Annotated in this window: 20 protein-coding genes; 4 read left to right on the forward strand and 16 right to left on the reverse strand. The window is 58.8% G+C overall.

Annotated elements, in window-relative coordinates; genetic code table 11:
• Window positions 1–269: 269 nt before the first annotated feature.
• Genes SIAM614_RS22135 through SIAM614_RS22145 form a run of 3 tightly spaced genes read right to left on the reverse strand, consistent with a single transcriptional unit; the run spans window position 270 to window position 3,885 of the window.
• Window positions 270–1,319 carry a substrate-binding domain-containing protein gene (locus tag SIAM614_RS22135; protein WP_006938065.1) on the reverse strand — a complete coding sequence of 350 codons (1,050 nt, stop codon included), beginning with the start codon at window positions 1,317–1,319 and terminating at the stop codon, window positions 270–272.
• 23 nt (window positions 1,320–1,342) lie between these two features.
• Window positions 1,343–2,365, reverse strand: a complete 1,023-nt coding sequence (locus tag SIAM614_RS22140; RefSeq protein ID WP_006938067.1) for an ABC transporter permease — start codon at window positions 2,363–2,365, stop codon at window positions 1,343–1,345.
• 11 nt (window positions 2,366–2,376) lie between these two features.
• Entirely contained in the window at window positions 2,377–3,885 is a 1,509-nt protein-coding gene (locus SIAM614_RS22145) for a sugar ABC transporter ATP-binding protein (RefSeq protein WP_006938069.1), read from the reverse strand.
• 188 nt (window positions 3,886–4,073) lie between these two features.
• Between SIAM614_RS22145 and SIAM614_RS22150 the strand changes: the two genes are divergently transcribed.
• Window positions 4,074–5,048: a LacI family DNA-binding transcriptional regulator gene (locus SIAM614_RS22150; RefSeq protein ID WP_006938071.1), complete on the forward strand. Its 975-nt coding sequence runs from the start codon at window positions 4,074–4,076 to the stop codon at window positions 5,046–5,048.
• A gap of 11 nt (window positions 5,049–5,059) precedes the next feature.
• Here the strand turns inward: SIAM614_RS22150 and SIAM614_RS22155 are convergent, their stop codons facing one another.
• The 5 genes from SIAM614_RS22155 to SIAM614_RS22175 all read right to left on the reverse strand — a co-directional run bounded on the left by SIAM614_RS22155 (window position 5,060) and on the right by SIAM614_RS22175 (window position 8,661).
• Window positions 5,060–6,076: a LacI family DNA-binding transcriptional regulator gene (locus tag SIAM614_RS22155; protein ID WP_040440863.1), complete on the reverse strand. Its 1,017-nt coding sequence runs from the start codon at window positions 6,074–6,076 to the stop codon at window positions 5,060–5,062.
• Between the two features lie 104 nt (window positions 6,077–6,180).
• A complete protein-coding gene (locus tag SIAM614_RS22160) occupies window positions 6,181–6,513 on the reverse strand; it encodes a hypothetical protein (RefSeq protein WP_006938074.1) in 333 nt (110 codons plus the stop codon).
• Window positions 6,510–7,397 (reverse strand): NAD(P)-dependent oxidoreductase, encoded by an 888-nt coding sequence (locus SIAM614_RS22165; protein WP_006938075.1) that lies wholly within the window; start codon window positions 7,395–7,397, stop codon window positions 6,510–6,512. The genes SIAM614_RS22160 and SIAM614_RS22165 overlap by 4 nt, the downstream gene beginning before the upstream one ends.
• On the reverse strand, window positions 7,394–7,894 hold the full coding sequence (locus SIAM614_RS22170; RefSeq protein WP_006938077.1) for a gluconokinase: 501 nt from the start codon (window positions 7,892–7,894) through the stop codon (window positions 7,394–7,396). Before SIAM614_RS22170 ends, SIAM614_RS22165 begins: the two co-directional genes overlap by 4 nt.
• Window positions 7,894–8,661 (reverse strand): SDR family oxidoreductase, encoded by a 768-nt coding sequence (locus tag SIAM614_RS22175; protein WP_006938081.1) that lies wholly within the window; start codon window positions 8,659–8,661, stop codon window positions 7,894–7,896. The genes SIAM614_RS22170 and SIAM614_RS22175 overlap by 1 nt, the downstream gene beginning before the upstream one ends.
• Window positions 8,662–8,745: 84 nt before the next feature.
• Between SIAM614_RS22175 and SIAM614_RS22180 the strand changes: the two genes are divergently transcribed.
• Together SIAM614_RS22180 and SIAM614_RS22185 are read left to right on the forward strand one after the other, a co-directional pair.
• A complete protein-coding gene (locus tag SIAM614_RS22180; RefSeq protein ID WP_006938084.1) occupies window positions 8,746–9,693 on the forward strand; it encodes a 2-hydroxyacid dehydrogenase in 948 nt (315 codons plus the stop codon).
• Window positions 9,694–9,700: 7 nt separating this feature from the next.
• A complete protein-coding gene (locus SIAM614_RS22185; RefSeq protein ID WP_006938086.1) occupies window positions 9,701–10,732 on the forward strand; it encodes an L-idonate 5-dehydrogenase in 1,032 nt (343 codons plus the stop codon).
• A 111-nt stretch (window positions 10,733–10,843) separates the two neighbouring features.
• Here the strand turns inward: SIAM614_RS22185 and SIAM614_RS22190 are convergent, their stop codons facing one another.
• Entirely contained in the window at window positions 10,844–11,260 is a 417-nt protein-coding gene (locus SIAM614_RS22190) for a GlcG/HbpS family heme-binding protein (RefSeq protein ID WP_006938087.1), read from the reverse strand.
• A 1,019-nt stretch (window positions 11,261–12,279) separates the two neighbouring features.
• Here SIAM614_RS22190 and SIAM614_RS22195 point away from each other — a divergent pair.
• On the forward strand, window positions 12,280–12,984 hold the full coding sequence (locus SIAM614_RS22195; protein WP_006938089.1) for a Crp/Fnr family transcriptional regulator: 705 nt from the start codon (window positions 12,280–12,282) through the stop codon (window positions 12,982–12,984).
• A 254-nt stretch (window positions 12,985–13,238) separates the two neighbouring features.
• Here the strand turns inward: SIAM614_RS22195 and SIAM614_RS22200 are convergent, their stop codons facing one another.
• The 7 genes from SIAM614_RS22200 to SIAM614_RS22230 all read right to left on the reverse strand — a co-directional run bounded on the left by SIAM614_RS22200 (window position 13,239) and on the right by SIAM614_RS22230 (window position 22,828).
• Window positions 13,239–13,850 carry a LysE family translocator gene (locus SIAM614_RS22200; protein WP_006938091.1) on the reverse strand — a complete coding sequence of 204 codons (612 nt, stop codon included), beginning with the start codon at window positions 13,848–13,850 and terminating at the stop codon, window positions 13,239–13,241.
• 196 nt (window positions 13,851–14,046) lie between these two features.
• A complete protein-coding gene (locus SIAM614_RS22205; RefSeq protein WP_157140016.1) occupies window positions 14,047–17,298 on the reverse strand; it encodes an AAA family ATPase in 3,252 nt (1,083 codons plus the stop codon).
• Window positions 17,299–17,598: 300 nt separating this feature from the next.
• A complete protein-coding gene (locus SIAM614_RS22210; protein WP_006938101.1) occupies window positions 17,599–18,954 on the reverse strand; it encodes a PepSY-associated TM helix domain-containing protein in 1,356 nt (451 codons plus the stop codon).
• A gap of 284 nt (window positions 18,955–19,238) precedes the next feature.
• Entirely contained in the window at window positions 19,239–19,631 is a 393-nt protein-coding gene (locus SIAM614_RS22215) for a hypothetical protein (RefSeq protein ID WP_006938102.1), read from the reverse strand.
• Between the two features lie 99 nt (window positions 19,632–19,730).
• On the reverse strand, window positions 19,731–20,465 hold the full coding sequence (locus SIAM614_RS22220; RefSeq protein ID WP_006938103.1) for a class II aldolase/adducin family protein: 735 nt from the start codon (window positions 20,463–20,465) through the stop codon (window positions 19,731–19,733).
• A gap of 15 nt (window positions 20,466–20,480) precedes the next feature.
• A complete protein-coding gene (locus SIAM614_RS22225; protein ID WP_006938104.1) occupies window positions 20,481–21,914 on the reverse strand; it encodes a carnitine 3-dehydrogenase in 1,434 nt (477 codons plus the stop codon).
• Window positions 21,911–22,828 (reverse strand): BKACE family enzyme, encoded by a 918-nt coding sequence (locus SIAM614_RS22230; protein WP_040440840.1) that lies wholly within the window; start codon window positions 22,826–22,828, stop codon window positions 21,911–21,913. Before SIAM614_RS22230 ends, SIAM614_RS22225 begins: the two co-directional genes overlap by 4 nt.
• Window positions 22,829–22,833: the final 5 nt, after the last annotated feature.

Below are 22,833 nucleotides of genomic sequence, written 5' to 3' on the forward strand. Positions count from 1 at the left end.
AAACAACGTCGTCTTTGATGATCAAGTTTCCAATCATCGCCCGGCCGATACTCAGGTCCGGCTCCATATTTGGAGCCCAATGCGCATGAAAACTGGCGATAGCACGATTGAAATGGGTGGAGCGGGCCTTCCGGCTGGTCGAGCCACTGAAGAAACGTAGTGAAGCCATTTCGTGTTCATTTCAGGCGAGCAGAGTTGGCGAACAGATCAAAAAAGGTGGAGCCGCACGGCTATCCCGCCGCGCGGCCCGCCAACACAGTGATCGGCTATTACTGTTTCCAGATCGCCGAATAGGCGTCGCGATACGGAGTATCGGGATCAAAGGCCGTTGCGTCACCCATTCTTTCCACCCCTTCCTTGGTCACGAGAGCCGGAGACGTGACGTAGCCGGAGCACGGTTCGCCCTGGATCGCCCGGTTGAGTTCGTCCACGAGCTGCCAACCTTGCAGGTTCAAGGGTTCGGCAACCGTGATCGCCTGATAGGCGCCGGTCTTGATGCGAAAGAAAGCTGCTTCCGAGCCGTCGCCCGCCGATCCTGCCTGCGGACCATCTTCGCTGGATATCCCGGCTGCTGCCAGTGCGGGGCCCATGAAGTCGAAGTAAAGGTCGTTGATGGCCAGTGCATGGGTCCAGTCGTCACCGTATTTCTGCAGCAAGCTGGTGGTCAGCGGCCCCATGCGGCTGGAGGTATCGGCAATCGGCGTATCGACATATTCCAGCACCTTGCCGCCGCCAGCCTCGATCGTTTCCTTGATCCGGTCAGCCTTGTCGATGGCAATCTGGTAGGTGGAATCGGTGAAGATAACCGCTCCGATGTCCTTGCCACCGTCTTCAAGCGCCCAGTTGGCTGCCACTTCCGACACGGTCATGGCGTCGGTCGACACGTTGGCGAAGATCCCGCCTGGCGCGTCGCACCCGATCTTCGGCCCGGAGTGCCAGGCAACGATGGGAATGTTCGCGGCCGCCACGTCTTCGAGCGCTGCCTGTTGTTCGACAGCATCGAAGCCGTTGATGACGATCCCGTCAGGCTGCAAGGCCAGGGCCTGACCGATTGCCGCCGTGCGGCCCTGAATGGAGCCTGCACCGTCGAGAACACGAATGGTCCAGCCGATCTGCGAAGCCGCCTCCTCAACGCCCTTCGATACGCCCAGAATACCGCCATTCTTCATGTCGGCGGCAACGACGACGATCGACTTGTCCGGCGCACCGGCCGGACCGGTGGTCGGCCCGTCCCATGGCGTTTCCGCAAGAGCCGGGATCCCGGCTGTTGCCAGCATCGTCGTGGCCAGAATTGTCTTCAGGAATGTACGTTTTTGCATAGTCTCCTCCATTGCATCCAACGTTACTTTTTCACCGCCCCCTTGCGGCGCTGCGCGTAACCCGCAATACCGATTGCAATCAGCAGCGTGACGCCGTTGAAGAGCGGCTCGACCCAGAAAGAGCCTCCGAACTGCTGAATTCCGGAAATACCTACTGCCAGGATCATGACGCCTACGATGGTGCCCCAGACATTGACCCGGCCGGGCTTGATGGTCGTTGAGCCCAGGAAAGCACCCACAAGCGCGGGCAGCAGGAACTCCAGCCCGACGCTTGCCTGGCCGATGCGGAGCTTCGACGCCAGAAGCACACCGGCAAGCGCTGTCATGGTGCCCGATGCCATGAAAGCGCCGATCACATATTTGCGGGTGGGAATGCCGTTCAGATGGGCCGCGCGCTGGTTCGCGCCGATTGCATAGAGATACCGTCCGACCGGCGTATATTCGAGCGTCAGCCACAAGATGACGGTGATCGCGATCAGATAGTACCCGGTGATCGGCAGACCGAAGACGAAGGTTGTGCTGAGTGAAAAGAAACCATCCGGCAAGACCCCCACCATCTGGCGGCCGCCCGTGTGCCAAAGGGCTATCGCATAAAGAACTGTGCCTGTGCCGAGCGTCGCGATGAAGCTGTCGATCTTGGCGACTTCCACCAGGAGCCCGTTCAGGAATCCGGTGAACGCGCCGAGCAGCAGGACGATCATGACGGCCATTGGCCAGGGAATGCCCAGAAGGGTCTGCAAACTGATGGCAAGAATATGCCAGAGCACGATGCCGTAGCCGACCGTCAGATCGATCCGCCCTGCTGCCATGGGGATCATTGCCCCAAGGGACAGCAGCGCGATGATCGCCTTGTCCGATACGATTGCCCGAAGGTTCAGGAGTGTCGGAAAGGTCTTCGGCAGCAGGATCGAGAACAGCAGGATCAGCAGCAGCGTCAAGATGACGAGACCATAGACCGGCAGCAGGCGCACAAGTCTGGCGCGCGTGGTCAAGCCCTGCATTTCCGTTTTGGTCGGCTCAAGCGCGGTGGATTCAAGTGACTGCATGGTTCTTACCCTTAAGCGGCGGCAACGTTGCTGGCCGAAGCGGCCTGAATGAGGTTTTCCGTCGAGAGTTTCGCCCCAGAAAGCTCACCGACGATCGCGCCCTGACTGAAGACGATGGCGCGCTGGCAAATCGTTGCGACTTCCTCGAAATCGGTCGAAACCAGCAGGATGCCGACGCCTTCCCGCAGCGCCTTGTTCAAAAGCTCATAGATTTCCGCCTTCGCGCCCACATCGACGCCCGCGGTCGGATCCTCGCAGATCAGAAGCTTGCGTCTGGTCGCCAGCCAGCGCGCAATCACAACCTTTTGCTGGTTGCCACCGGAAAGGGCCTCGATGGCGAGTGTCTGATCGTTCGGGGACAACGCCACTTCGCGGCCGATCCTTTCAGCTTCCCTGGATTCCGTGTCCGGTGACATGAAGGAAAAAAGGCTACGGCCGACGGCAGCGGGATTGAGGAAGGTGTTTTCGCGAATGGTCAACGGCATGGCGACGGATTCCTCCGTCCGATCCCGCGCCACCAGACCGATCCCGCTGTCGAGCGCAGTCTTGGGAGAGCGCAGATCCGGGGCGCCGATGCCAGTGAGCTCTATTTCGCCTTCGTGCGGTTCCAGTCCGTAAAGCGCCCGCGCGATTGTCTCGTGCCCTGCCCCGCGCAAGCCCACGAGACCGACGATCTCGTTGCGGTGAAGCGTAAAGTCGACCGGACCGGCGACCCGGGTCGCGAGACCTTTTACAGACAGGACCGGCGCTCCGGGCGTCTCCGACAGCTTGGTCACCTGCCTGGTCTTGCGCCCGACGATCATGTGCACCAGCTCTTCGGCGTTGGTGTGCTGGATTGCCCGGACCCCAACGAGTTCACCGTCCCTGAGAACCGCCACGCGGTCTGCGATCTGAAAGATCTCGTCGAGCCGGTGGGACACATAGATCATGCCAACCCCGGCATCCCTCAGCGGCCGCAAGGCTTCGAACAAACGCGCGACTTCATCCGCCGGCAGAGACGCGGTCGGCTCATCGAGCACCAGGAAATCGCTATCGACAGCCAGCGCACGGGCAATCGCCACCAGCGATTTTTCCGTTCGCGACAAATCCTGCACCCGTGTGGTGGGACAGAAATCGCAGCCAACCCTGCGCAGTGCCTCAGCGGCGAACGCCTCGGCGTCCTGCCAATCGATCAGGCCGAACCGTTTCTTGAATCCGAGCGCCAGCGACATGTTCTCGGCAACGGTCATCCATTCGATCATGCCGAGGTCCTGATGGATGAAGGCGACCGCCTGGTGCTGACCGAAGCCGCCCGGCCGATGCTCGTAAGGTTCACCGTTGATCAGCACGCGGCCGGCATCCGGCTTGTGAATGCCCCCGAGAATCTTGATGAGTGTCGACTTACCGGCGCCGTTTTCACCCAGAAGCGCAACGATCTCGCCTCGGTCGACCGCCAACGAAACGTCCCGGACGGCATAAGTTCCGCCGAAATGCTTCTGAATGCCGTCGAAAAACAGACGGTTTTTCAGATTACCTGCCACTGTGTTCCTCCCAGTCGTCACCGGCTTCCCGCAGTACGCCTCCTCCACAAGGCAAGGATTGAGTTACCGGTAACGTAGAGATATCATCCGTCCGAAAAACTCGAAAGTCAACGAAAAAGTTATCGATAACTTTTTACGGCGCGGAATGTGTTTTGAGTAATAAAAACAAAAAGATAAGCCTGTCTGAAGTGGCGGAAGCAGCGGGCGTTTCGAAAATGACGGCCAGTCGGGTCCTCCGAAACGAAGGCGGGTTCTCCGAGCAGACCAGAGAAAGGGTTCTGGCCGAGGTCGCACGTCTGGGCTATCTGCCGAACCGCCTTGCCACCGTCTTCTCCGGTGACCAGAAATCCACCTTCATCGGCGTCAGCATTCCGGACCTTGGCAATGAGGTCTTCACGCACGTTCTGGAGGGCATCGACCGGAAGCTTTGTTCTTTCGGACATCAGACTGTTCTGGGCATGACACAGCGGGCTGCGGGCGAAGAAGAGAAATGGATTGAAACCGTTCTCGCCTGGCAACCTGCAGGACTGATCCTGACAGGCAGAGCTCATACGAACCGATCGCTTCAGCTCCTGGAAAACGCAAAAATTCCCGTCGTCGAAATCTGGGATTTGAACTCAAGCCCGTTCGACATGTGCGTCGGCCTCAACCATTTTGACAGCGGCTACCAGATGGGCCGGTACCTGCTTACCAAGGGCTACACCCGGTTCGGCTATGTCGGCACCTCTCACGACGCGGCAAATGCGGCGGCCGCTCGCCTCAACGGCTTCGACCGTGCGATAGCCGACGGCTCGGCTTCTCTGAAGAAGCAGGTTCTGTTGAAGGACGTACCGGGCTTTTACACCGGGTACTACGGCATCGAACAACTGCTTTCCGGCGCTCCGGAAACCGAGGTCGTGTTTTTCCAGAATGACAACATGGCTGTTGGAGCGATCCACTTCTGCGAAAGTCAGAAGATTTCGGTGCCCAGGGATCTCGGCATTGCCGGGTGGGGAGAACTTCCCATTGCTTCCGTTCTTCCCTACCGGCTGACCACGGTGCAGGTGAACCACTTGCGGATCGGCCAGATCGCCTCTGAAAAACTTCTGATGCGGATCAATGGCGACAGCGCCAGGAAAGTCACGGATGTGGGGTTCCGGCTGATAGAAGGGGAAACGGTTTGAGCCGGACGCGCCTAGGCGGTCGATCCCCCCACGCTCAAGTTCGGCTCGATCGAAATATGGACAGGGTCCCTTTCCGTCTTCCCCTCGCCCCTCAGCAGGGAGACGATCAATTCGCCAGCCCGCCGTCCGATATCCGCCGGGTGAGGATCAATCGTGGTGAGGGTCGGCAGGCAGATCGAGGAAATGTCATAGGCCCCGAAACCGGCTATGGCGATATCTTCGGGAACCTTCACGCCCTTGCGCGCGCATTCCGTTAACGCCCCGAAGGCGGAAAGATCGGAAACGCAAATAACCGCTCCCGTATCCGGGAAGTCCTGCAGCAGCCTGGCCATGGCGTCGGCCCCCTCGCGCATGGAAATCGGAGGCTCGCCCGCCCCGATCAGGCGCTCCGTCGACAGGCCCAGGTCCGACATTGCCCGGATGAACCCGCGGCGGCGATCCGCACCGCGCGTGTCACCATCCGTGTCGCCGCCGATGAAGGCAATGCGCTTTCGCCCTGTCCCGACCAGGTGCTTGACCAGGTCATGCATCGTGGCCGCATTGGAAAACCCAACCACATGCCCAATCGGGTTCTCGGGCAGATCCCATGTTTCAACGACCGGAATATTCGCTCTGGTGAGCAACTGCCGGGTCCGGTCGGTGTGCCGTCCACCCGTCAGAACGATGGCTTCCGGACGGCGCCGGAGGAACTGCTCGACGATCTCTTCCTCTTTGTGGATGTCGTAATTGCTGTATCCGAGGAGGACCTGCAAGTCGGCCAGCTTGAGGCTTTCCGACAAGGCACCAACCGTGTCGGCGAAGTTGGCATTGTTGATTGAAGGGATGGATACGGCAACAAAGCCTGTGCGCTGCGAGCGGAGGTTGGCCGCCGTGCTGTCGAACACATAACCGAGCTCTTCGGCTATCTGCAGAATACGTTTCCTCGTTTCCTCACCCACGGAAGCATGCTGTTTGAAAGCGCGGCTGACGGTCATGACGGAGACACCCGCCTTGTCCGCCACATCCTTCATCGTCACCGTTCGCTGCATGCTGAACCCACCTTTGACCATGCGCTTACATACGCAATACGGGTCGGCATTCGCAATTGCCGGAGCCCACCGTCGGGAATTTCAAACAGATCAATTTAGAAGGCTCATCCCTCGTACTGGTTTGCCTGCGTGACGTGATGGTGAATCCGCCCATCGAAGAACTCCGCGACAATATCTCCGGTGACATCCCGTGATCTGCTGCGGACATCGCTGCCGAGAGCGCCTTCCATGGTGTCCCGGTCCGGATAAGTGATCGCCAAAATCAGCGGAAATTCGGGTGCACCTTCATCGCGTTCCTCACCGAACATCACCCTGACATCGCTGTTGCCGGGAAACTGCCTCCAGAGCGGAACCAGCCGGTCTGTCACGGCCGTGCGAAATTGCTCCGTCTTGCCGGGCTTTACGCTGCCTTCGAATAGCGCGAAACGGGTGATCATTCGAATTTCTCCTTGTCAGGACCCTTGAAGTATTCCATCAGCGCAGCCTGGTCCTCGCCGCCCAAACCCGCTGCCGTGAGCATTCTGTGAACTTCGGCGCAGACAGCCGTCAGTGGCATGGCGGTGTTGGTTTTCCGCGCCAGATCCTGGGCGCCGTTCAGGTCTTTTACCATGTTGTCGATCCGGCCTGTGCGCCGATAGTCGCGCGACACGAAGCGGGGCATGTATTCCTGCAGGATAGCGCTGTCCGCGCGTCCTCCCTTCAGCGCTGCCGGTATCTTTGCGGCATCGACGCCTGCATCGAGTGCAAGCTGCGTTGCTTCGGCCACCGCAAGAAAGCCAAGGCCGCACAGCACCTGGTTGATCAACTTGGTCGTCTGGCCCGCACCGACCGGCCCCATGTGGGTGTAATTGGAGCTGACGAATTTCAGGACGTTATGCGCATCCGCGACGTCCTTTTCCGAGCCGCCTGCCATCAGCGTCAATTCGCCGACAAGTGCCTTGGGCGCACCTCCCGACAGAGGGCTGTCCACCCAGCGCAATCCCCTGACTTCCGCCTTTGCGGCAAGGTCCTTGGTCGCGCCGGGATCGATTGACGACATGTCGATAATCAAGGTTCCCGCACGAGCGCCATCGGCAACTCCGTTTTCCCCGAAGACCGCCTTCTCCACGATATGCGGGGCGTTGAGGCTTGTGATGACATAGTCGGAAGCAGAGGCAGCTTCCGCAGCAGAAGCTGCGCTGATGGCGCCTTTTGAAACAAGTGCCGAGACCTTTTCCGGATCGAGGTCGAAGACACGGAGAGTGTTGCCTGTTTCCGCGAGGCGTGTTCCGATTGCCCCGCCCATAGCTCCGGCCCCGATCAGGGCCACGTTCACGCTCATGCGATTTCCTTCCGAACGAATGTCTGCAGCGCCGCGACGATCTGGTCCGGCGTCTGGTCGATTGAAACGGCAAAAGCGCGCTCGTCCGGCTCCGGCGGCTCAAGCGTCTCAAGCTGACTGTCCAGCAGAGCCGTTGGCATGAAATGTCCTTCCCTGTGCGCCATCCGCTCGCGCAGCAGCTCACGCGTTCCTTTAAGGAACAGAAAGGTAACGGGACGATGCGCATGGGCAATGATCAGCTCGCGGTAGCTTCTCTTCAAAGCCGAGCAGGCGATGAAGGTCACGTCCGAAACATCCCGCAAGGCCTCACCGACCTGTGCCAGCCACGGCAGACGGTCGGCGTCGGTCAGAGGGATCCCTTTGCTCATCTTCTCGATGTTTTCCTGCGGATGAAGGTCATCGCCATCGATGAAGCGACCGCCGACGGCTTCCGCCAGTTTCCTGCCGATTTGGGACTTGCCGCAGCCCGAGACGCCCATGACAACAAAAACCGGCATCACAGGCACGCCGATATGCCGCCGTCCACAAAGATTGTGGTTCCGTTGACGAAAGAGGATGCATCGGACGACAGGAAGATGCAGGTGCCCACCAGCTCTTCCACGTTGCCCCATCGCCCCGCCGGGGTGCGCTTTTCCAGCCAGGCGCTGAAGTCGGGATCGTTGACCAGCGCCGCGTTCAAGGGCGTATCGAAATACCCCGGGGCCAGGCCGTTGCATTGCAGGCCGTATTTTGCCCAGTCCGTCGCCATGCCCTTGGTCAGATTCGCAACCGCGCCCTTGGTGGCGGTGTAGGGCGCAATTCCCGGACGGGCGAGCGCGGTCTGTACCGAGCAGATGTTCACAATCTTGCCTGCCCCGCGCTTGATCATGTGACGGGCGACCGCCTGACCGACATGAAAAACAGAGGCGATATTCGTTTGAAGAAGGCGCTCGAACGCGTCTGCCGGAAAGTCTTCCAGCGGCGTTCTGTGCTGCATGCCGGCATTGTTGACCAGGATGTCGATGCCACCTGTGGATGTTTCGAACGAGTCCACGGCCTTGCGGACAGCCTCATGGTCGGTCACGTCGAACACCAGCTCCGCGACGGTCAGCCCCTCGGCCCGCAGTCCCTCTGCCGCACTCTTGAGTTTTTCCGGATCCCGGCCATTCAAAACGATTTCTGCCCCGGCGCGCGCTAGGCCGCGAGCAAGGGCCAGGCCGATCCCTTGCGAGGAACCGGTGACCAGGGCCCGCTTACCGGACAGGTCGAACAGGGCAAGGCTCATTCAGGCTTCCTTTTCAGATGGCGATTGACAGCTCCCATTCTTATGTTATCGATAACAAATATTGTCAAGTCTCGGAGCCCCAAAATGAGCAAACCCGATATTCTCCAAATCGGCCCCTACCCCGAATGGGATCAGGTTCCGCTGGAAGCCGGCTTTACCATGCACAAATATTTTGAGGCTCCCGACAAGCCTGCCTTTCTCTCTTCGATCGGTGAGCGCATTCGCGCTATCGCAACACGCGGCGAGCTGGGGGCAGACCGCACCCTGATCGAGGCCTGCCCGAACCTGGAAATCATCTCGGTCTATGGCGTCGGTTTTGATGCGGTGGACCTGAATGCCTGCCGTGAGCGTGGCATCCGGGTGACCAACACACCGGATGTTCTGACCAACGACGTTGCCGATCTCGGTGTTGCCATGATGCTCGTCCAGTCGCGCGGCATGACCGGTGCCGAGAGCTGGGTGCGGGACGGAAGCTGGTCCGCAAAGGGCCTCTACCCGCTCAAAAGCCGCGTCTGGGGCAAGAAAGCGGGTGTGCTTGGCCTCGGACGTATCGGCTTTGAAGTCGCAAAGCGTCTGGTCGGTTTCGATCTTGACATCGCTTATTGCGATGTAGCTGCCAAGGAGTACGCACCCGACTGGTCCTTTGTTGCCGATCCGGTCGAACTCGCGCTTCACTCCGACTTCTTGTTCGTGACCCTCGCAGCGTCCGCACAGACACGTCATATCGTCAGCCGCAGCGTGATCGAAGCCGTCGGGCCGGAAGGCATGATCATCAATATCAGCAGAGCGTCGAATATCGATGAGGACGCCCTGCTGGACGCCCTTGAGACCGGCCGTCTTGGGTCGGCAGCCCTTGATGTGTTCGAAGGAGAACCGGCACTCAACCCCCGTTTCCTGAAGCTGGATAATGTTCTTCTGCAACCGCATCACGCTTCGGGAACCTTCGAAACGAGAAAGGCCATGGGCCAGCTCGTCAGGGACAATCTGTCCGCGCATTTTGCCGGCAACAACCTTCCGACCCCTGTTCTGTGAGGCAGCCATGAAGTCAATCGTCATTCACGCTGCCAAGGACCTGCGCATTGAAGAGCAGCAGGAAGAGCAACCCGGCCCCGGCGAAGTTCAAATCAAGCTGTCGACCGGAGGCATCTGCGGTTCGGACCTGCATTATTTCAATCACGGCGGCTTTGGACCCGTGCGCCTGAAAGAACCCATGATCCTCGGACATGAGGTTTCCGGTCACATCACCGCACTTGGGGAAGGTGTGTCGGGTCTCGCGCTTGGACAGCTTGTTGCCATTTCGCCTTCGAGGCCCTGCCGGCAATGCCGGTTCTGCAACGAAGGGTCCTTCAACCAGTGTCTCAACATGCGCTTTTACGGAAGCGCGATGCCGTTTCCGCACATTCAGGGGGCCTTTCGCGAGGTCCTGGTTGCCGATGCGCTCCAGTGCGCGCCGGCCGACGGCCTGACACCGGGCGAAGCTGCAATGGCCGAACCACTGGCGGTCTGCCTGCACGCGACACGTCACGCAGGAAACCTGCTGGGCAAATCCGTGCTCGTCACGGGCTGCGGTCCGATCGGCATTCTGTGCATCGTTGCCGCCCGCAGGGCTGGTGCCGACTTCATCGTTGCAACGGATCTCAGTGACTTCACGCTTGAGATGGCCAGAACCGCAGGTGCTGATGAAACGGTGAACATGGCTAATGCCCCCTCGGCACTGGAACGCTTTTCCGCTGACAAGGGAACCTTCGATGTCCTTTATGAATGCTCCGGCGCGGCCCCTGCCCTTTCTGCCGGAATCGCAGCCATCCGCCCGGGTGGCACCATTGTTCAACTGGGCCTGGGTGGCGATATGTCAGTCCCCATGATGGCGCTGACATCCAAGGAGCTCTGCCTGAAGGGATCTTTCCGGTTCCATCAGGAATTCTTCACCGGTGTCAGCCTGATGCAAAAGGGATTGATTGACGTCAAACCCTTCATAACGCAGACCTTTCGGCTGAATGATGCCATTAAGGCGTTCGAAACTGCAGGGGACCGGTCCAGGGCCGTCAAGGCCCAGATTGCCTTTGCCTGAGGCTCAAGCACATGAAAGAGGCAGAGTGCTCTTGCCCTCCGCCTTCACTGCTTTCACCCAGGTCGCCGGATCACTGGGCAATAAACTGGCACATTCCCCGAGAGGCCATTTTCAAAGGTCCGCCCCAATGGCCGCAAGACCGGCACGGGCAACCTCAGTGTCCTGATCGCCGCTGCCGGACCCCACTCCGATCCCTCCAAGGAGGTGCCCGTCCACCACAATTGGCAAGCCGCCTTCCAGGCCAGTGACATTTCCATCGGTTGCCAGGCCAATCAGCGGACGAACGGCTTCCGGAATAGACGTCGTTTTTGCTCCGATGGAGGCCGCTGTCCGCGCCTTGGCCTTCGCGCTTTTCAGGCTCAGGAACTTGGCACCGGACATACGGATTTCAGCCAGGGCCACGCCACTTGCATCGACAATGACGACACACTGCGGTTGACCGATTTCTTCAGCCTTTCCAACCGCCGCAACAATCATCGCCAGCGCGCCACGATGGGTAAGCTGCATTGAGGTTTCGACCAGGTTCATGAAATGCCTTTCGAAAAAGTTATCGATAACATATTGAAACAACTATGCTCAACAATCAATCTCTCATGGCAATCATTTCCGGCAATCATTTAGGAAAAACAGCTCCCTGGATGTCATGTTCCACTTGCAATAGAAGCATCTGGCATCCCGGCAAATTCCGAGCCGGACGACCTTCTTTGTCCCGCTTGACGGTGGACACCGTCTGCACATCAGCAACAGAGCACCGAGACACTGCGTCATCGGTGCTTCCGTCGTTTCGTACTTCGTGACCGCATGGAAGAATGCGAAACCCGGCTCCGCTGAAGCCGCTTAAACGGCGCGCATCAGAGCGGCAGTGTCACTGCCTGCCAGTCTGGTTGAGGCCGAAGATATGGCACTCGGTGTTTCAACCGCAGGCGCACCCGAATACAGATTGTAGCTTACACTCCTGTAGCACATGGGAGTTGCAGTCTTCTTCGCAGCCCGTGGTGAGGTCACACCATGGTGACGGCATCCACGATAAACGAGATCGCAAGGAGCATGCGGTTCTGCCAGCCTCGCCCCATCGTGGAAAATACTGCGATAAATCAGATAATTCATAGAATTAATCCCTTCTGATTCAATTTTCTCGACATATGACGCAGAGGAATATTCCCAATATCGGACCCAAAGGTATGTGAACCAATTCACACCAGCAGAGTTTTTTCTGAAAATTCCTTCATTTTGCACTCAAAAGACACTTGCAACAGAGATCGGATATTGCCCATCATACTGAGCGGACGCTGGAGGCGCTCCTAATTCGACCGCGCCTCATGTGTCGGGAACGAATTTTCTGAAAAAGGAGAAACCAGTCAGATCGCACTATTTCCAAAAAATTTTTACGTAATACATTAGATGAATTACACACGTTTTCTATCCATGTGACGCCACACATCTTTCCTAGTCTATTTTTTGGATTTCCAGAGAACTGGAAGTTCAATCAAGACATTCGTTTCGTTTAATAACTTCGGCACATGCCGGCAATCCGATTGAGGCCTCCCATGCTGAGAGACGTCATCCGAGAGTGTTATCTTTTTTCAAATATTGACGAAGGCAGTCTGGATCTGCTTACCCGCCTGAGCACCATCGCTCGTTACGAAGCGGAAAGCGCAATCTTCGCAGCCGGCGATGAACCGGACGGACTTCGCGTCATCATCACAGGCTCAATTCGCATATGGATCTCCGATGCGGAAGGCCGTGAACTCACCCTTGCGCTCCTGGAACCAGGCGATCCGTTTGGCGAAATTTCAGTGTTGGACAAACTGCCACGAACCGCAAATGCGTCAGCTCTCGCAAACTCCGAATGTCTGTTTTTGCCCAAGGACGCTATGGAAATAGCGCTGGATAAAAGCCCGCAATTTGCCCATCACCTCATCCAGCTCTTATGTGAGATCCTGCGACGCAACACGGAAGCGATGGGAGCTTTCGCCTTTCTTGGCCTCGACGGCCGGCTTGCTCAAAAGCTTCTGGATCTCGCGCTGTCATATGCGGACCTGAAAGACGACGGGGCGAAGTTCAAACGAAAATTCTCTCAGAATGAACTGGCGCACATGCTGGGTGTTACTCGCGAAGCGCTCAACAAGAGGCTCAATGCCTTGGCTCATGACGGGTTGATCACACTGACAAACGGCCTGATTTCGATACCCAACCTGGAAGCCCTGGCAACACGCGCAAGAGCCGCTGAAAGGCTCAATCGAGGGCGATGAAAATTGCAGCGTGACTTCTGGATGCAACAGCGCGCCGCGCTCCGCATACCGGGTTCCAAAACCGGATTTTGCTTGAATTTTGACCGATTGAGAGAGGACTGGGGCACCGCTTTAAACTCTTGTCCGTTCAAATGCGGCCCGTCCCATCCAGCCCTAACCACGTCATTCGACGATTTTCTCGCAGTCTGTCCCAGACTAAAATTGTAAGATCGCGCCAAATATTGCGGCGACTTTGTTAAGTAAAATTCATGCCTCTAGAAGAGTTGCAGAAAAACTAGCGCACCCATAACCAACAGTGTCGTGCCGGAAACACAATTCACAACGTTGGCGATGCCCTTGTGCACCGTCAGCACTCTGGTGGCCGCCATCCAGGGGATGAGGCCACAGGCTGAAGAAAGCAGGATAACGGGGACGCATAACATCAAAGTGGTCGCGTAGGAATTATCCGTCAGTTCAAGCAAGAACCCGGGAAAAAGCGCAACAAAAAACATAAGAGCAAGAGGGTTTGCCAGGCCGATCCACGCACCCTTGGCAGCGTAGTGTGTGAAGCGGAAAGCAGGAGCTTGCTCCATCTTACTGAATTTCATTTCCCGCAATATGCTGAAACCGAAATACGCAAGAATACAGCCGCCTGCCAACTGCATGGCGTGAATGAAAAGAGGACTGACCTCCAGCAGTCCGATAGCAAACAGAATAGCCAAAACCACCCACACGAGCTCGGCGAAAAGAATGCCGGCAAGTGAAGCAACACCGCCTAAAAAACCTGAACGCGTTGTCGCAGCGCTGACAAAGGCAACGTTCTGCCCGGGCGCTATCGACGCAGCAAAATTTGTCGCCGCAAGAGCAAACCATATTTCGGTAGACATTTTTCCTCCCAGTATTGGGAGTGGCGTAACAAATATTTCCGCTGGGTGATGTGAACGTATTCACATCGGGCGCATTATTCGGAGCCCGAGAGGCACACGGAATATGCGGCCCTGCCGGGATCAGGTTCTCGTGAAAATGAAGTGGGGTAATAAAGACAGGAAGGGTGCCGTCTGAAACAGAAGGGCGCTGCTTGCTTCAGGCGAATAAATCGTTGCGCGTGGAGACTATTTTCTCCTGAAGCGCACGATGATCACTCTCGATGCGATTGCCGAAAGACCGGGATTGTTGGCGCTTCGCGACGCCAACTGCCTGGCGCAGAATTGCTTCGGCAACCTCAGGCTCGCAGCCTTCGAAGAGCCGCAGTTGCGCTTCCACGCGGCCGACTTCCGGCTCGTTCCAGACCTCCCCGAACTGCTCCATCAGCATGCGGGCATTTTTAATGTGCGCGAGACCTTCGCGCGCCTTGCCAAGGTCCAGCCAGCGCCTGGCGATGAAGGTCTCGTATGTTGGCAGGTAAACCACTCCCATGTCGCGAAACTCTTCAAGCCGCTTGTCCACCAGCTTGATGGAGTGTTCCGACGGCTTCTGGCAGCAGATCCCCATTGCTTCGAGCAGCCGCCCGCAGGCCAGCCACATGTTGTAGTGATGCTCGAGCCCGACCTTTTGCAGCAGGCGGCCATTTTTCACCAGAATGTCCTGCTGCTCCATCAGCACACCGCGCAACAACGCCTCATGATAGGTCGCAAAGGCTCGGCTGCCGGCCAGATCCAGTCTTGCGGAATGGGCAAGTGCCCTGTCCATGTTCTCTTCCGCCGCCTCGCTGTCACCAAGACACCAGCAAACCAGGGCGTTGTAGCCTGATGCGGCCACCAGTGCGTCCAGCCCTATCGAATAGGTGACGGATGCCTGATATTTCGGGTCATACAAGCCAACTGAGATCTCGAAGTTCTGCCTTGCAGAGGAGAACCGCCCACGGAGAAACTCATTGGCTGCCTTGGCGCGATGCGCCGTCATGCGCAGCAAATTCCCCTGGTCGTATGAGCAACGCGCGAACAGTTCATCGATGAGGGCATCCCCGTCATCCCGGTGCCCGGTCACGAATACATAAACCCACTGATTGTAGAGCAGAGGCAGAATTGCATCCACGTCCTGCGCCTGGTCGGCAAGCTGAATGGCGCGCCGGGTTGTTTCCCCCACTTCGGGTGCTGCAAAGCCGCGCACGGACCGATAGGGCGCTACCAGTTCGATCAAGAGGAGGAACTCAAGCGCTTCGCGGCGCGATTTGCCTTCCACGTGCTCAAGTAGCTCCAGGCCCTTCTTCAGGTAGGCAATCGCTTCCTCGCTGGCAGAGCGATAATTCGCAACCACCGCTGCTTCATGCCATCGTACGATCGCTTCCTCAAAGCGTTCGGCACGCGCGAGATGGAAAGCCATGTCCTCCGGCCGCAGCAAGCTGTCGAAATTCGGAAGCTCGGGCATCACCTCGGCAATGCGGGCGTGAATGTCCCGCCGGTCGGCAGCCAGAAGGGTGCCGTAAGCCGCGTCGCGGATGAGTGCATGGCGAAACGTGAATTGCCGGCTGGGCAAGCCCCCGGAAGAGTGGATCAGCTCGGCAGACTGAAGAACCTCAAGCCCTTCCTTGAAAGCTGTCTCGCCAACATCGGCAACGCCGGCCAGGACATCAATGGAAAAGCTGCGTCCGATACACGAGGCAACCTGCGCCAGGCGCTTGTGCTCTCCAAGCCGGTCGAGACGTGCCAGCAAAATGCTCTGGAGGTTGCTCGGTATGTCGCCCATGTCGAGTTGCCGGCTCAGTTCGACGCCGTGCCCGGTGCGCAGCAGCAAATCCTTTTCCAGAATGACATTCGTCAGCTCTTCAACAAAAAGCGGAACACCATCGGTCCGCTCAAAAATCAGGTCGACGATCGCTTTGGGGGCGTCGCGCCCGAGCAGTTCCTTGACGAAGCCCGTTGTGTCATCCGCAGTCAGCCGCTCAAGGAAAAGCTTCGTGTCTTTTCCGGAAGGCGCATTCAGGGCCTGCCAGCCATCCGGCCGTGAGGTCGTGATCATCAAGATGGGAGCCGGTGCACTATCGGAGACAATGCTCTGCAGAAACTCGAGCGACGTCGGATCGCACCAATGCATATCCTCGACAACCAGAACAAGCGGCCGCACCGCTGCTTTTTCGACAAAGAAACGACGCAGGATCTGGAAGGCCTGCTTGCGCCACACTGCGGGGTTCGCCATAGGCGCCGCCACCTTGTTGCTTGCCGAGCCGACAAGCCCACCCAAGACAACCAGTTGCTCGCTCGAAAGATCAAGCTGCGAACCGACAAGCTTTCTGAGCTTTCTGGCTTTCTCCTCGTCTGTGGCGCCAGGAGACACGTCTGCCTGCTCCATGATCGCCTCAGCCAGGGGGAAAAAGGGTGTGTTGGCCTGGCCGGGAGTGCATTGAAGCTGGATCACTTCAAAGCCCTCGGATGCGATCGTATCGGTCAATTGCCAAACGAAGTGAGATTTGCCGATACCCGGCTCTCCCCTCACCGAAACGACATGACACGCTCCTGCCTGCACCTTGCGCCAAGCGTCAATTGCCAGGGTGGTTTCAGTTCCACGCCCCAGAAAAATGCCACTCCGGGAACGGCTTTTCGCTTCGAAACGGCTTCGCGCGAGCCGCGACGCAATGACCTGAAAGACGAGCTTCGGCTTTTCGAGGCCGGCAATCGTCTGTTCGCCAAGCGGTTCGAGAACGAACAGATCTCCCACCAGCTTTCGGGTGACATCGTCGATCAGGAGACTGTCGGGCGCTGCCATCGCCTGCAATCGGGCTGCCAAATTGACATTCGATCCTACTGCGAGCGCATCCTCCGGCCTGCTCTTGAGCTGCGACGGCAGACCAACGACAACCGGACCGGTTGCAATGCCGATCCGCATGTGCAGATCGGCAGCGCCATGACCCTCCGCCTCCTGATTGTGCGCCAGCAAAGCCAGGGCAGCGTTGACGGCCCTTTCGGCGTCGTCTTCTAGGGCGGCGGGATAGCCGAAATATATGAGAGCTCCGTCGCCCAGATATTGGGCGATATGTCCGCCAAAGCGCGCGGTGATGGATTTGACGGCTTTCCAGTACTCGCGCAGCAACCGGCGGGTTTCTTCGGGGTCCAAATCGGCTGAAAGCCTCGTGTACCCGACGATGTCACAGAACATCGCCGTCAATTGGCGTCGCTCTGCGCTGGGTCCGGACGGCTTTTTCGCGTCCTGGTGCTGCGTTTCACGCAGGCCCTTGTCGATTTCCTTGAGCAGTTTCAGGCGTGCCCCGATGGACAATCCCATCTCGGCCAGATGCGCGTATTCCAGATGAGGCAAAACATCCATGTCGACGCCGTGCTTTTCCAGCAAAGCGCCGTAATCACCAAGCCCTCTTTCTTCCAACCAGCTCAACAATGGCACGCGGAATTGTCTCCGGTTTTTCAAATGGCATGGGCAATACGAAATAAATATCCTCAATTGTAGGATCTATCGGCAACTTGTGAAAGGCAAAGCTTGAGGTTGCTCCGCGCCAGACAGTCAGACTGGCCATATAAATTGCCGTTGCGGAAGACGGTTCGGGCGGATTGGTGGCGACGAAGCCTGTGAAGAGGGCGCTCTGGCAGCCCCCCTTCCAGACGTCCTCTCGTTCCGAATGTCTCTGGCGATCTTCTCCCGCCACAGAAAAGGAAACGCCGGGACAGGCCCGGCGTTTCGGTTCGGTCAGGTTGCCTGAAAGCGCTGTCTCCTTGAAAGGTAGATGACGATCTCAACCATGGCGATAACCAGCATCGAAAGCCCCACCAAGGGAAAGAAGATGCCCGCTGCTATTGCCATCACAAGCAGCGTTCTGGGGACCCGCCAGTCGACGGGGAGTTGCGGGGCGCCAATGCCGCCGACCGGACGACGCTTCCACCACATGACGGCTGCGGAGACACACAGCCCGATCATCGCAGCACAGGCCAGGAGCAGAACGATCTGGTTGGTCAGACCCCAGGCCTGTCCCATGTGAATGCTGATGCCCCATTCCGCGGCCCAGCCGAGCGTACCCAGGTCGTTCAGACCGGCATCGTACAGCACTTGTCCGGTGTATTGATCCAGATGGATCACGCGCTCGCCGGTGATATCATCGGGATAGACCGAAGCGGTGAAAACGCCTTCAGGGCCATTCGGCATGGAGATGGCGTAGCCTGGAACGATGCCCAGGTCCTCGACGGTCGCAACCACGGCATCAAGTGCCTGGGGCACACCTGCACTGGCCTCGGAAAGCGGCATGGGCTGCTTTTCCATGATCCAGGGTGCCCGGTCCACCGCATCGGCAACCGGGACGGTCGAGACCGGTTTGTTCGACCAGTAGCCATCCGGCATGCCGAGACCAAGCTGATAGGCGTAGTCGTAGAACTTGCCACCCCAGACGGACGACCAGGGCAGCCCTGTCATGGCCAGGAACACGATGAACAGGCCGGTATAAAGCCCTGTGACCGCGTGGAGGTCTCGCCACCAGGGCCGACCGCGCGTTGCTTTGATCGACACGGTGCCCACCTTGCGTCCACGCGGCAGCCACAGGTAGATGCCGGTGCCGACCAGAAGCACCATCCAGCCTGCGGTCGCCTCGATGATACGGTTTCCGAGCCAGCCGACATATTCCAGGGAATGAAGTTTGCGCACCTCATACATGGCCGGACTTCCGGCCGCGCCCCCATCCCACAGGCTTCCGATAACCGTGGCGTCATAGGGATTGACGTAGACGGTGTCTTTCAGCCCGTCATCGCCGACGATCTTGACCTCGGCACTCCGGTTGGATGAAGCGGGCGGTCCATAGGCCTTCAGCGTTCCCGGGTGAACCGCAAGAGCCGCGCTCGTGATTTGAGAGGGAGCGAGCATCTCTTCCTTGCTCGGGGTGACGAAACGAAGCTCACTGTAGGCAACGTCGTTGATCTCGTCCTTGAAGAGATAAATCCCGCCCGTGACGGCAAGTATGATGACAAAGGGGAGGATCAGAAGACCCGCTACGAAGTGCCATCGCCAAACGGCGCGATAGAGTGCGGAGTTTCCCCCGCGTTTGACCTGTTCTGACATGGATGAGTCCAGAGTTTGCGCCGCGCTCGTCTTCCCTGGACGTCGCTGGCCGCATGAATGGAAAGGCGGGACGTTGCGCGATGCCGCGTCATCTCCGCCCTGAGGATCTTGAGAATTGCCTGGAGGACCGCGCCTCCGCCCTGACAGGCCTCGCACGCTTTCGAAGCTGGGCAGAAGCTCGATTGGGGGCAAGGTTACGGGGTCTCAGCCGTTGTCCGCGCACACGCAATGCCTCCGCTCAATCGAGCGGGTCTGGCGTTTTTTGGACGGGCAAAAGGGGTCGGCTACGCCAGCCTGAACGGTGGCGCGCGAGGCTGGTTCGGCCTGAAGGCTTGAAGGCGATGAACCGACCTGTCGCGGACAGAAACATCGATGCGCCCGATCTGCCGCAAGGCGACCGCAATCGATGCGGGAACCGCTGGAAGCGCCAGTCCCATCTTGGCAAGGGACTGTACGGCACAATTCGGGACCGAGTTGTCAGGATCGTTCTTGCCGGTGGCGAGGGTGGTGCAGATGGACCATGAAGTGGTAATCTGGACACCGGCGTCGGCGAGGCCCCGGAGAGCGCCGGCGGCCATGTGCAAGGGCGCCAGGAGACACAGCAACCAGATGGCCAGTGCTGCCAACGGCAGACCGACCTCACGTATTTTGCTGCTTTTTGCGCTGACTCTGGCCAAGTGAATCTCCTCGCCTTCTTATGAAGGATTCGAGCTCATTGGCAATCCCTTATTGGCCCTTTAAGTCTCAAGGGTCGATCCGGCCGCGGGCGCAATGGTTCAGGCACGGTAGTCTGTGCCCAATCCTTCAATAGAGCGCAAGTGGGCCGCCCATTCCAACGCCAGATCGCCGTCTTCCTCATTCATCTGGACATATTGTTTGTGAACACGGGAGGCGATTTCGTCGTCCACCAAACGCAGGCTCCGGCCACTGGACGTGGCAGCCACCTGGATCTCGCAGGACCGCTCCAGATAGAACATATTGTTGAACATCTCGGCAGCGCTGCGGCCTGTTGCGATCAGGCCATGATTGCGCAGGATCAGAACCGGGTGATTGCCGAAAGCCTTCACGATGCGCTCGCGCTCTTCAAGGTCCAGCGCGATGCCCTCGAAATCGTGGTAGGCGATCCGGTTGTGGAACTGCAGGGAGATCTGGTTCAGTGGCAACAGCCCTTCTTCCATGCAGGACACGGCCACCCCGGCGCGTGTGTGGGTGTGCATGATCCAGGCGGCATCGTGCCGGTTCATGTGAACGGCTGAATGAATGGTGAAGCCCGCCGGATTGACCCTGTGCGAACTGCCGTCCACCTTGTTGCCATCCAAGTCGATCTTTACCAGCGACGAGGCGGTGATTTCTTCCCAGCGCCAGCCATATGGATTAATCAGAAAATGCCCGTCTTCTCCGGGCACACGCGCGGTGATGTGGGTGTAGATCAGATCCGTCAACCTGTGGAGCGCCGCAAGGCGGTAACAGGCAGCAAGCTCTTCACGGGTTTGTCTTTCTTCAGGCGACATCGTCTTCTCCAGTTTTCAACCCCGGTCTCCCACGGCCCCGCCGGCCCCTTCGGCGGGTCGTCCGGCATGATCCGCGGCGAGCTTTTCCAGAACTTCGGCAACATGAGCTTCCGGAGCACAGGCCCGGCGCGTGGTGAGATCTGTGTGCAACAGCAAGGTTTCCAGAGTAGCGCACAGCCCGCCGTCCTGCTTCAGCACCCTGTGGAACAGCTTCATCTTCTTGCCGCTCCCGTCGAGCACCTGCGTCGTCACGGTCAACGGCTCGTCGCGATGCACCTCATCGAGGTAGCGAATGCGGGTGTCGACTGTAAAATAGCTCTTTCCGGAGGCAATATAGGCTTCATCCGCCCCGACAAGGTGCATCAATCCATCGGTTGCCCAGGTGCCCAGCTCCAGATAGGCAGCCTCGTTCATATGGCCGTTGTAATCGGTCCATGTGACCGGCACCACCCGGCGGAGGGTAATGGGAAGCCCGTCGATCTCGCCGCCGGTCTGCAGATGTGCTTCATGGCGGGTTATGACACCGCCAGCCCCGCTTCCGGTGCGGCGCAGGCCTCTCAGGATGGCAACCAGATTGTCATCGCGCAGGGTTTCCAGCTCGGCGATCGTCATATGGCCGGACTGGGCGTCGGACTGATCGCCTATCGCCTTGATCAGTGCGGCATCGAGCTCGGGCACATCTGTCAGCTTCGACCAGGGCCACTGCAGCGTCGGGCCGAATTGCTCGATGTAACTCTCCATACCCGCTTCACCGCCGGCAATCCTGTAGGTCTCGAACAGACCCATCTGGGCCCATCTGAGGCCAAACCCCATGCGGATCGCGTCATCGATTTCCGCCGTCGTGGCGATACCGTCTTTCAGCATCCAGAGCGCTTCGCGCCAGACCGATTCCTGAAAACGATTGCCGATGAAGGCGTCGATCTCGGTTTTCATCTCGAGCGGATGCATGCCGATAGAGGTGACGACCGGAATTGCTTTCTGGCGCAAGGCCGGTTCACCGGAGATTTCCACCAGCGGCAGGAGGTAGACCGGATTGAACGGGTGCACCACAACAACGGGCGCGCCCTTGGCGGCCAGATCCGATGCCTTGAAGCCGGAGGTCGAAGAGGCAATGAAGCCGCCTTCGGGCAGATGCGCAGCAATCTCCACATAAACCTTGTGTTTCAGCTCCAGCCGCTCCGAGACGCTTTCCTGCACCCAGTCAGCACCTTCAACCGCCTCGGCGATGCTGGAACAGAACGTCAGTGTCCCTTCAGCCGGAAGCGGGCGATCATAAAGCGCGGGCAGCGAGGCCCTGGCGCGATCCAGCACCGTCCCGATCCGGCGCTCCGCTTCCGGAGCCGGATCGAAGACTGCGACGTCCCACCCGTTCAGGAGGAACCGGCCGGCCCAACCGCCGCCGATGACACCACCACCGATGACGGCAACGCGTTTGCGGCTCGCGCTCATGCGGAGGCCGGCGCGCGCTTGACGAGACCCAACTGGTCGCGCACCTCCTGCGGGCCCATCAGGTTCGCCCCCATGGTGGACAGCAGGTTGGCCGCCTTTTCGACGAGTTGGGCGTTGGTCGCCATCACGCCGCGTTCAAGATAGAGATTGTCCTCCAGGCCGACACGCACATTGCCACCGGCAAGGGCGGAAGCAGCCACATAGGGCATCTGGTCCCGGCCAAGGCTGAAGGCCGACCAGGCCCAACCGGCGGGCACATTGTTGACCATGGCCATGAAGGTGTTCAGATCGTTCGGCGCACCCCAGGGGATCCCCATGCAAAGCTGCACCAGGGCGGGATCCTCCAGCACGCCTTCCTTCACCAATTGGGTTGCGAACCAGAGATGACCGGTATCGAAGGCCTCGATTTCCGGTTTCACGCCGAGTTGCGTCATCATGGTGCCCATGGCACGCAGCATGTTGGTGGTGTTCATCATGACGTAATCGCCATCGCCGAAATTCATCGAACCGCAATCCAGCGTGCAAATCTCGGGCAGGCATTCGCGCACATGGGCCATGCGCTCGGTGGCGCCGGCCATGTCGGTGTTGGCGTCATCCAGGGCCATGGGCGTTTCCGGTTCGCCGAGCGTCAGGTCCCCCCCGATCCCGGCGGTCAGGTTGAGCACGACATCGACCTCGGAAGAGCGAATACGATCCGTCAGCTCCCGGAAATAGCCGAGGTCGCGGCACGGCGCCCCGGTTTCCGGATCGCGCACATGGCAATGAACGATAGCCGCGCCTGCCTTGGCGGCATCAATGGCGGCATCGGCAATTTCCTGCGGCGAGCGCGGCACGAGGCGGCTCTTGTCCTGGGTGGCACCTGCCCCGGTTATGGCAGCTGTGATAAAGACGTTTCGGTTCATCTGAAGTGGCATGGGTC

It is taken from the genome of Roseibium aggregatum IAM 12614, from assembly GCF_000168975.1.
GTDB classification, from domain to species: Bacteria; Pseudomonadota; Alphaproteobacteria; order Rhizobiales; family Stappiaceae; genus Roseibium; species Roseibium aggregatum.

Bases quoted from the DNA above. Each gene is read 5' to 3' on its own strand.
- SIAM614_RS22225 (WP_006938104.1), bottom strand. From the start codon at position 21,914: ATGAGCGCGAGCCGCAAACGCGTTGCCGTCATCGGTGGTGGTGTCATC.
- SIAM614_RS22170 (WP_006938077.1), bottom strand. From the start codon at position 7,894: ATGCCGGTTTTTGTTGTCATGGGCGTCTCGGGCTGCGGCAAGTCCCAA.
- SIAM614_RS22160 (WP_006938074.1), bottom strand. From the start codon at position 6,513: ATGATCACCCGTTTCGCGCTATTCGAAGGCAGCGTAAAGCCCGGCAAG.
- SIAM614_RS22220 (WP_006938103.1), bottom strand. From the start codon at position 20,465: ATGTCGCCTGAAGAAAGACAAACCCGTGAAGAGCTTGCTGCCTGTTAC.
- SIAM614_RS22175 (WP_006938081.1), bottom strand. From the start codon at position 8,661: ATGAGCCTTGCCCTGTTCGACCTGTCCGGTAAGCGGGCCCTGGTCACC.
- SIAM614_RS22185 (WP_006938086.1), top strand. From the start codon at position 9,701: ATGAAGTCAATCGTCATTCACGCTGCCAAGGACCTGCGCATTGAAGAG.
- SIAM614_RS22135 (WP_006938065.1), bottom strand. From the start codon at position 1,319: ATGCAAAAACGTACATTCCTGAAGACAATTCTGGCCACGACGATGCTG.
- SIAM614_RS22190 (WP_006938087.1), bottom strand. From the start codon at position 11,260: ATGAACCTGGTCGAAACCTCAATGCAGCTTACCCATCGTGGCGCGCTG.
- SIAM614_RS22230 (WP_040440840.1), bottom strand. From the start codon at position 22,828: ATGCCACTTCAGATGAACCGAAACGTCTTTATCACAGCTGCCATAACC.
- SIAM614_RS22180 (WP_006938084.1), top strand. From the start codon at position 8,746: ATGAGCAAACCCGATATTCTCCAAATCGGCCCCTACCCCGAATGGGAT.
- SIAM614_RS22210 (WP_006938101.1), bottom strand. From the start codon at position 18,954: ATGTCAGAACAGGTCAAACGCGGGGGAAACTCCGCACTCTATCGCGCC.
- SIAM614_RS22165 (WP_006938075.1), bottom strand. From the start codon at position 7,397: ATGAGCGTGAACGTGGCCCTGATCGGGGCCGGAGCTATGGGCGGGGCA.
- SIAM614_RS22155 (WP_040440863.1), bottom strand. From the start codon at position 6,076: ATGCAGCGAACGGTGACGATGAAGGATGTGGCGGACAAGGCGGGTGTC.
- SIAM614_RS22140 (WP_006938067.1), bottom strand. From the start codon at position 2,365: ATGCAGTCACTTGAATCCACCGCGCTTGAGCCGACCAAAACGGAAATG.
- SIAM614_RS22195 (WP_006938089.1), top strand. From the start codon at position 12,280: ATGCTGAGAGACGTCATCCGAGAGTGTTATCTTTTTTCAAATATTGAC.
- SIAM614_RS22200 (WP_006938091.1), bottom strand. From the start codon at position 13,850: ATGTCTACCGAAATATGGTTTGCTCTTGCGGCGACAAATTTTGCTGCG.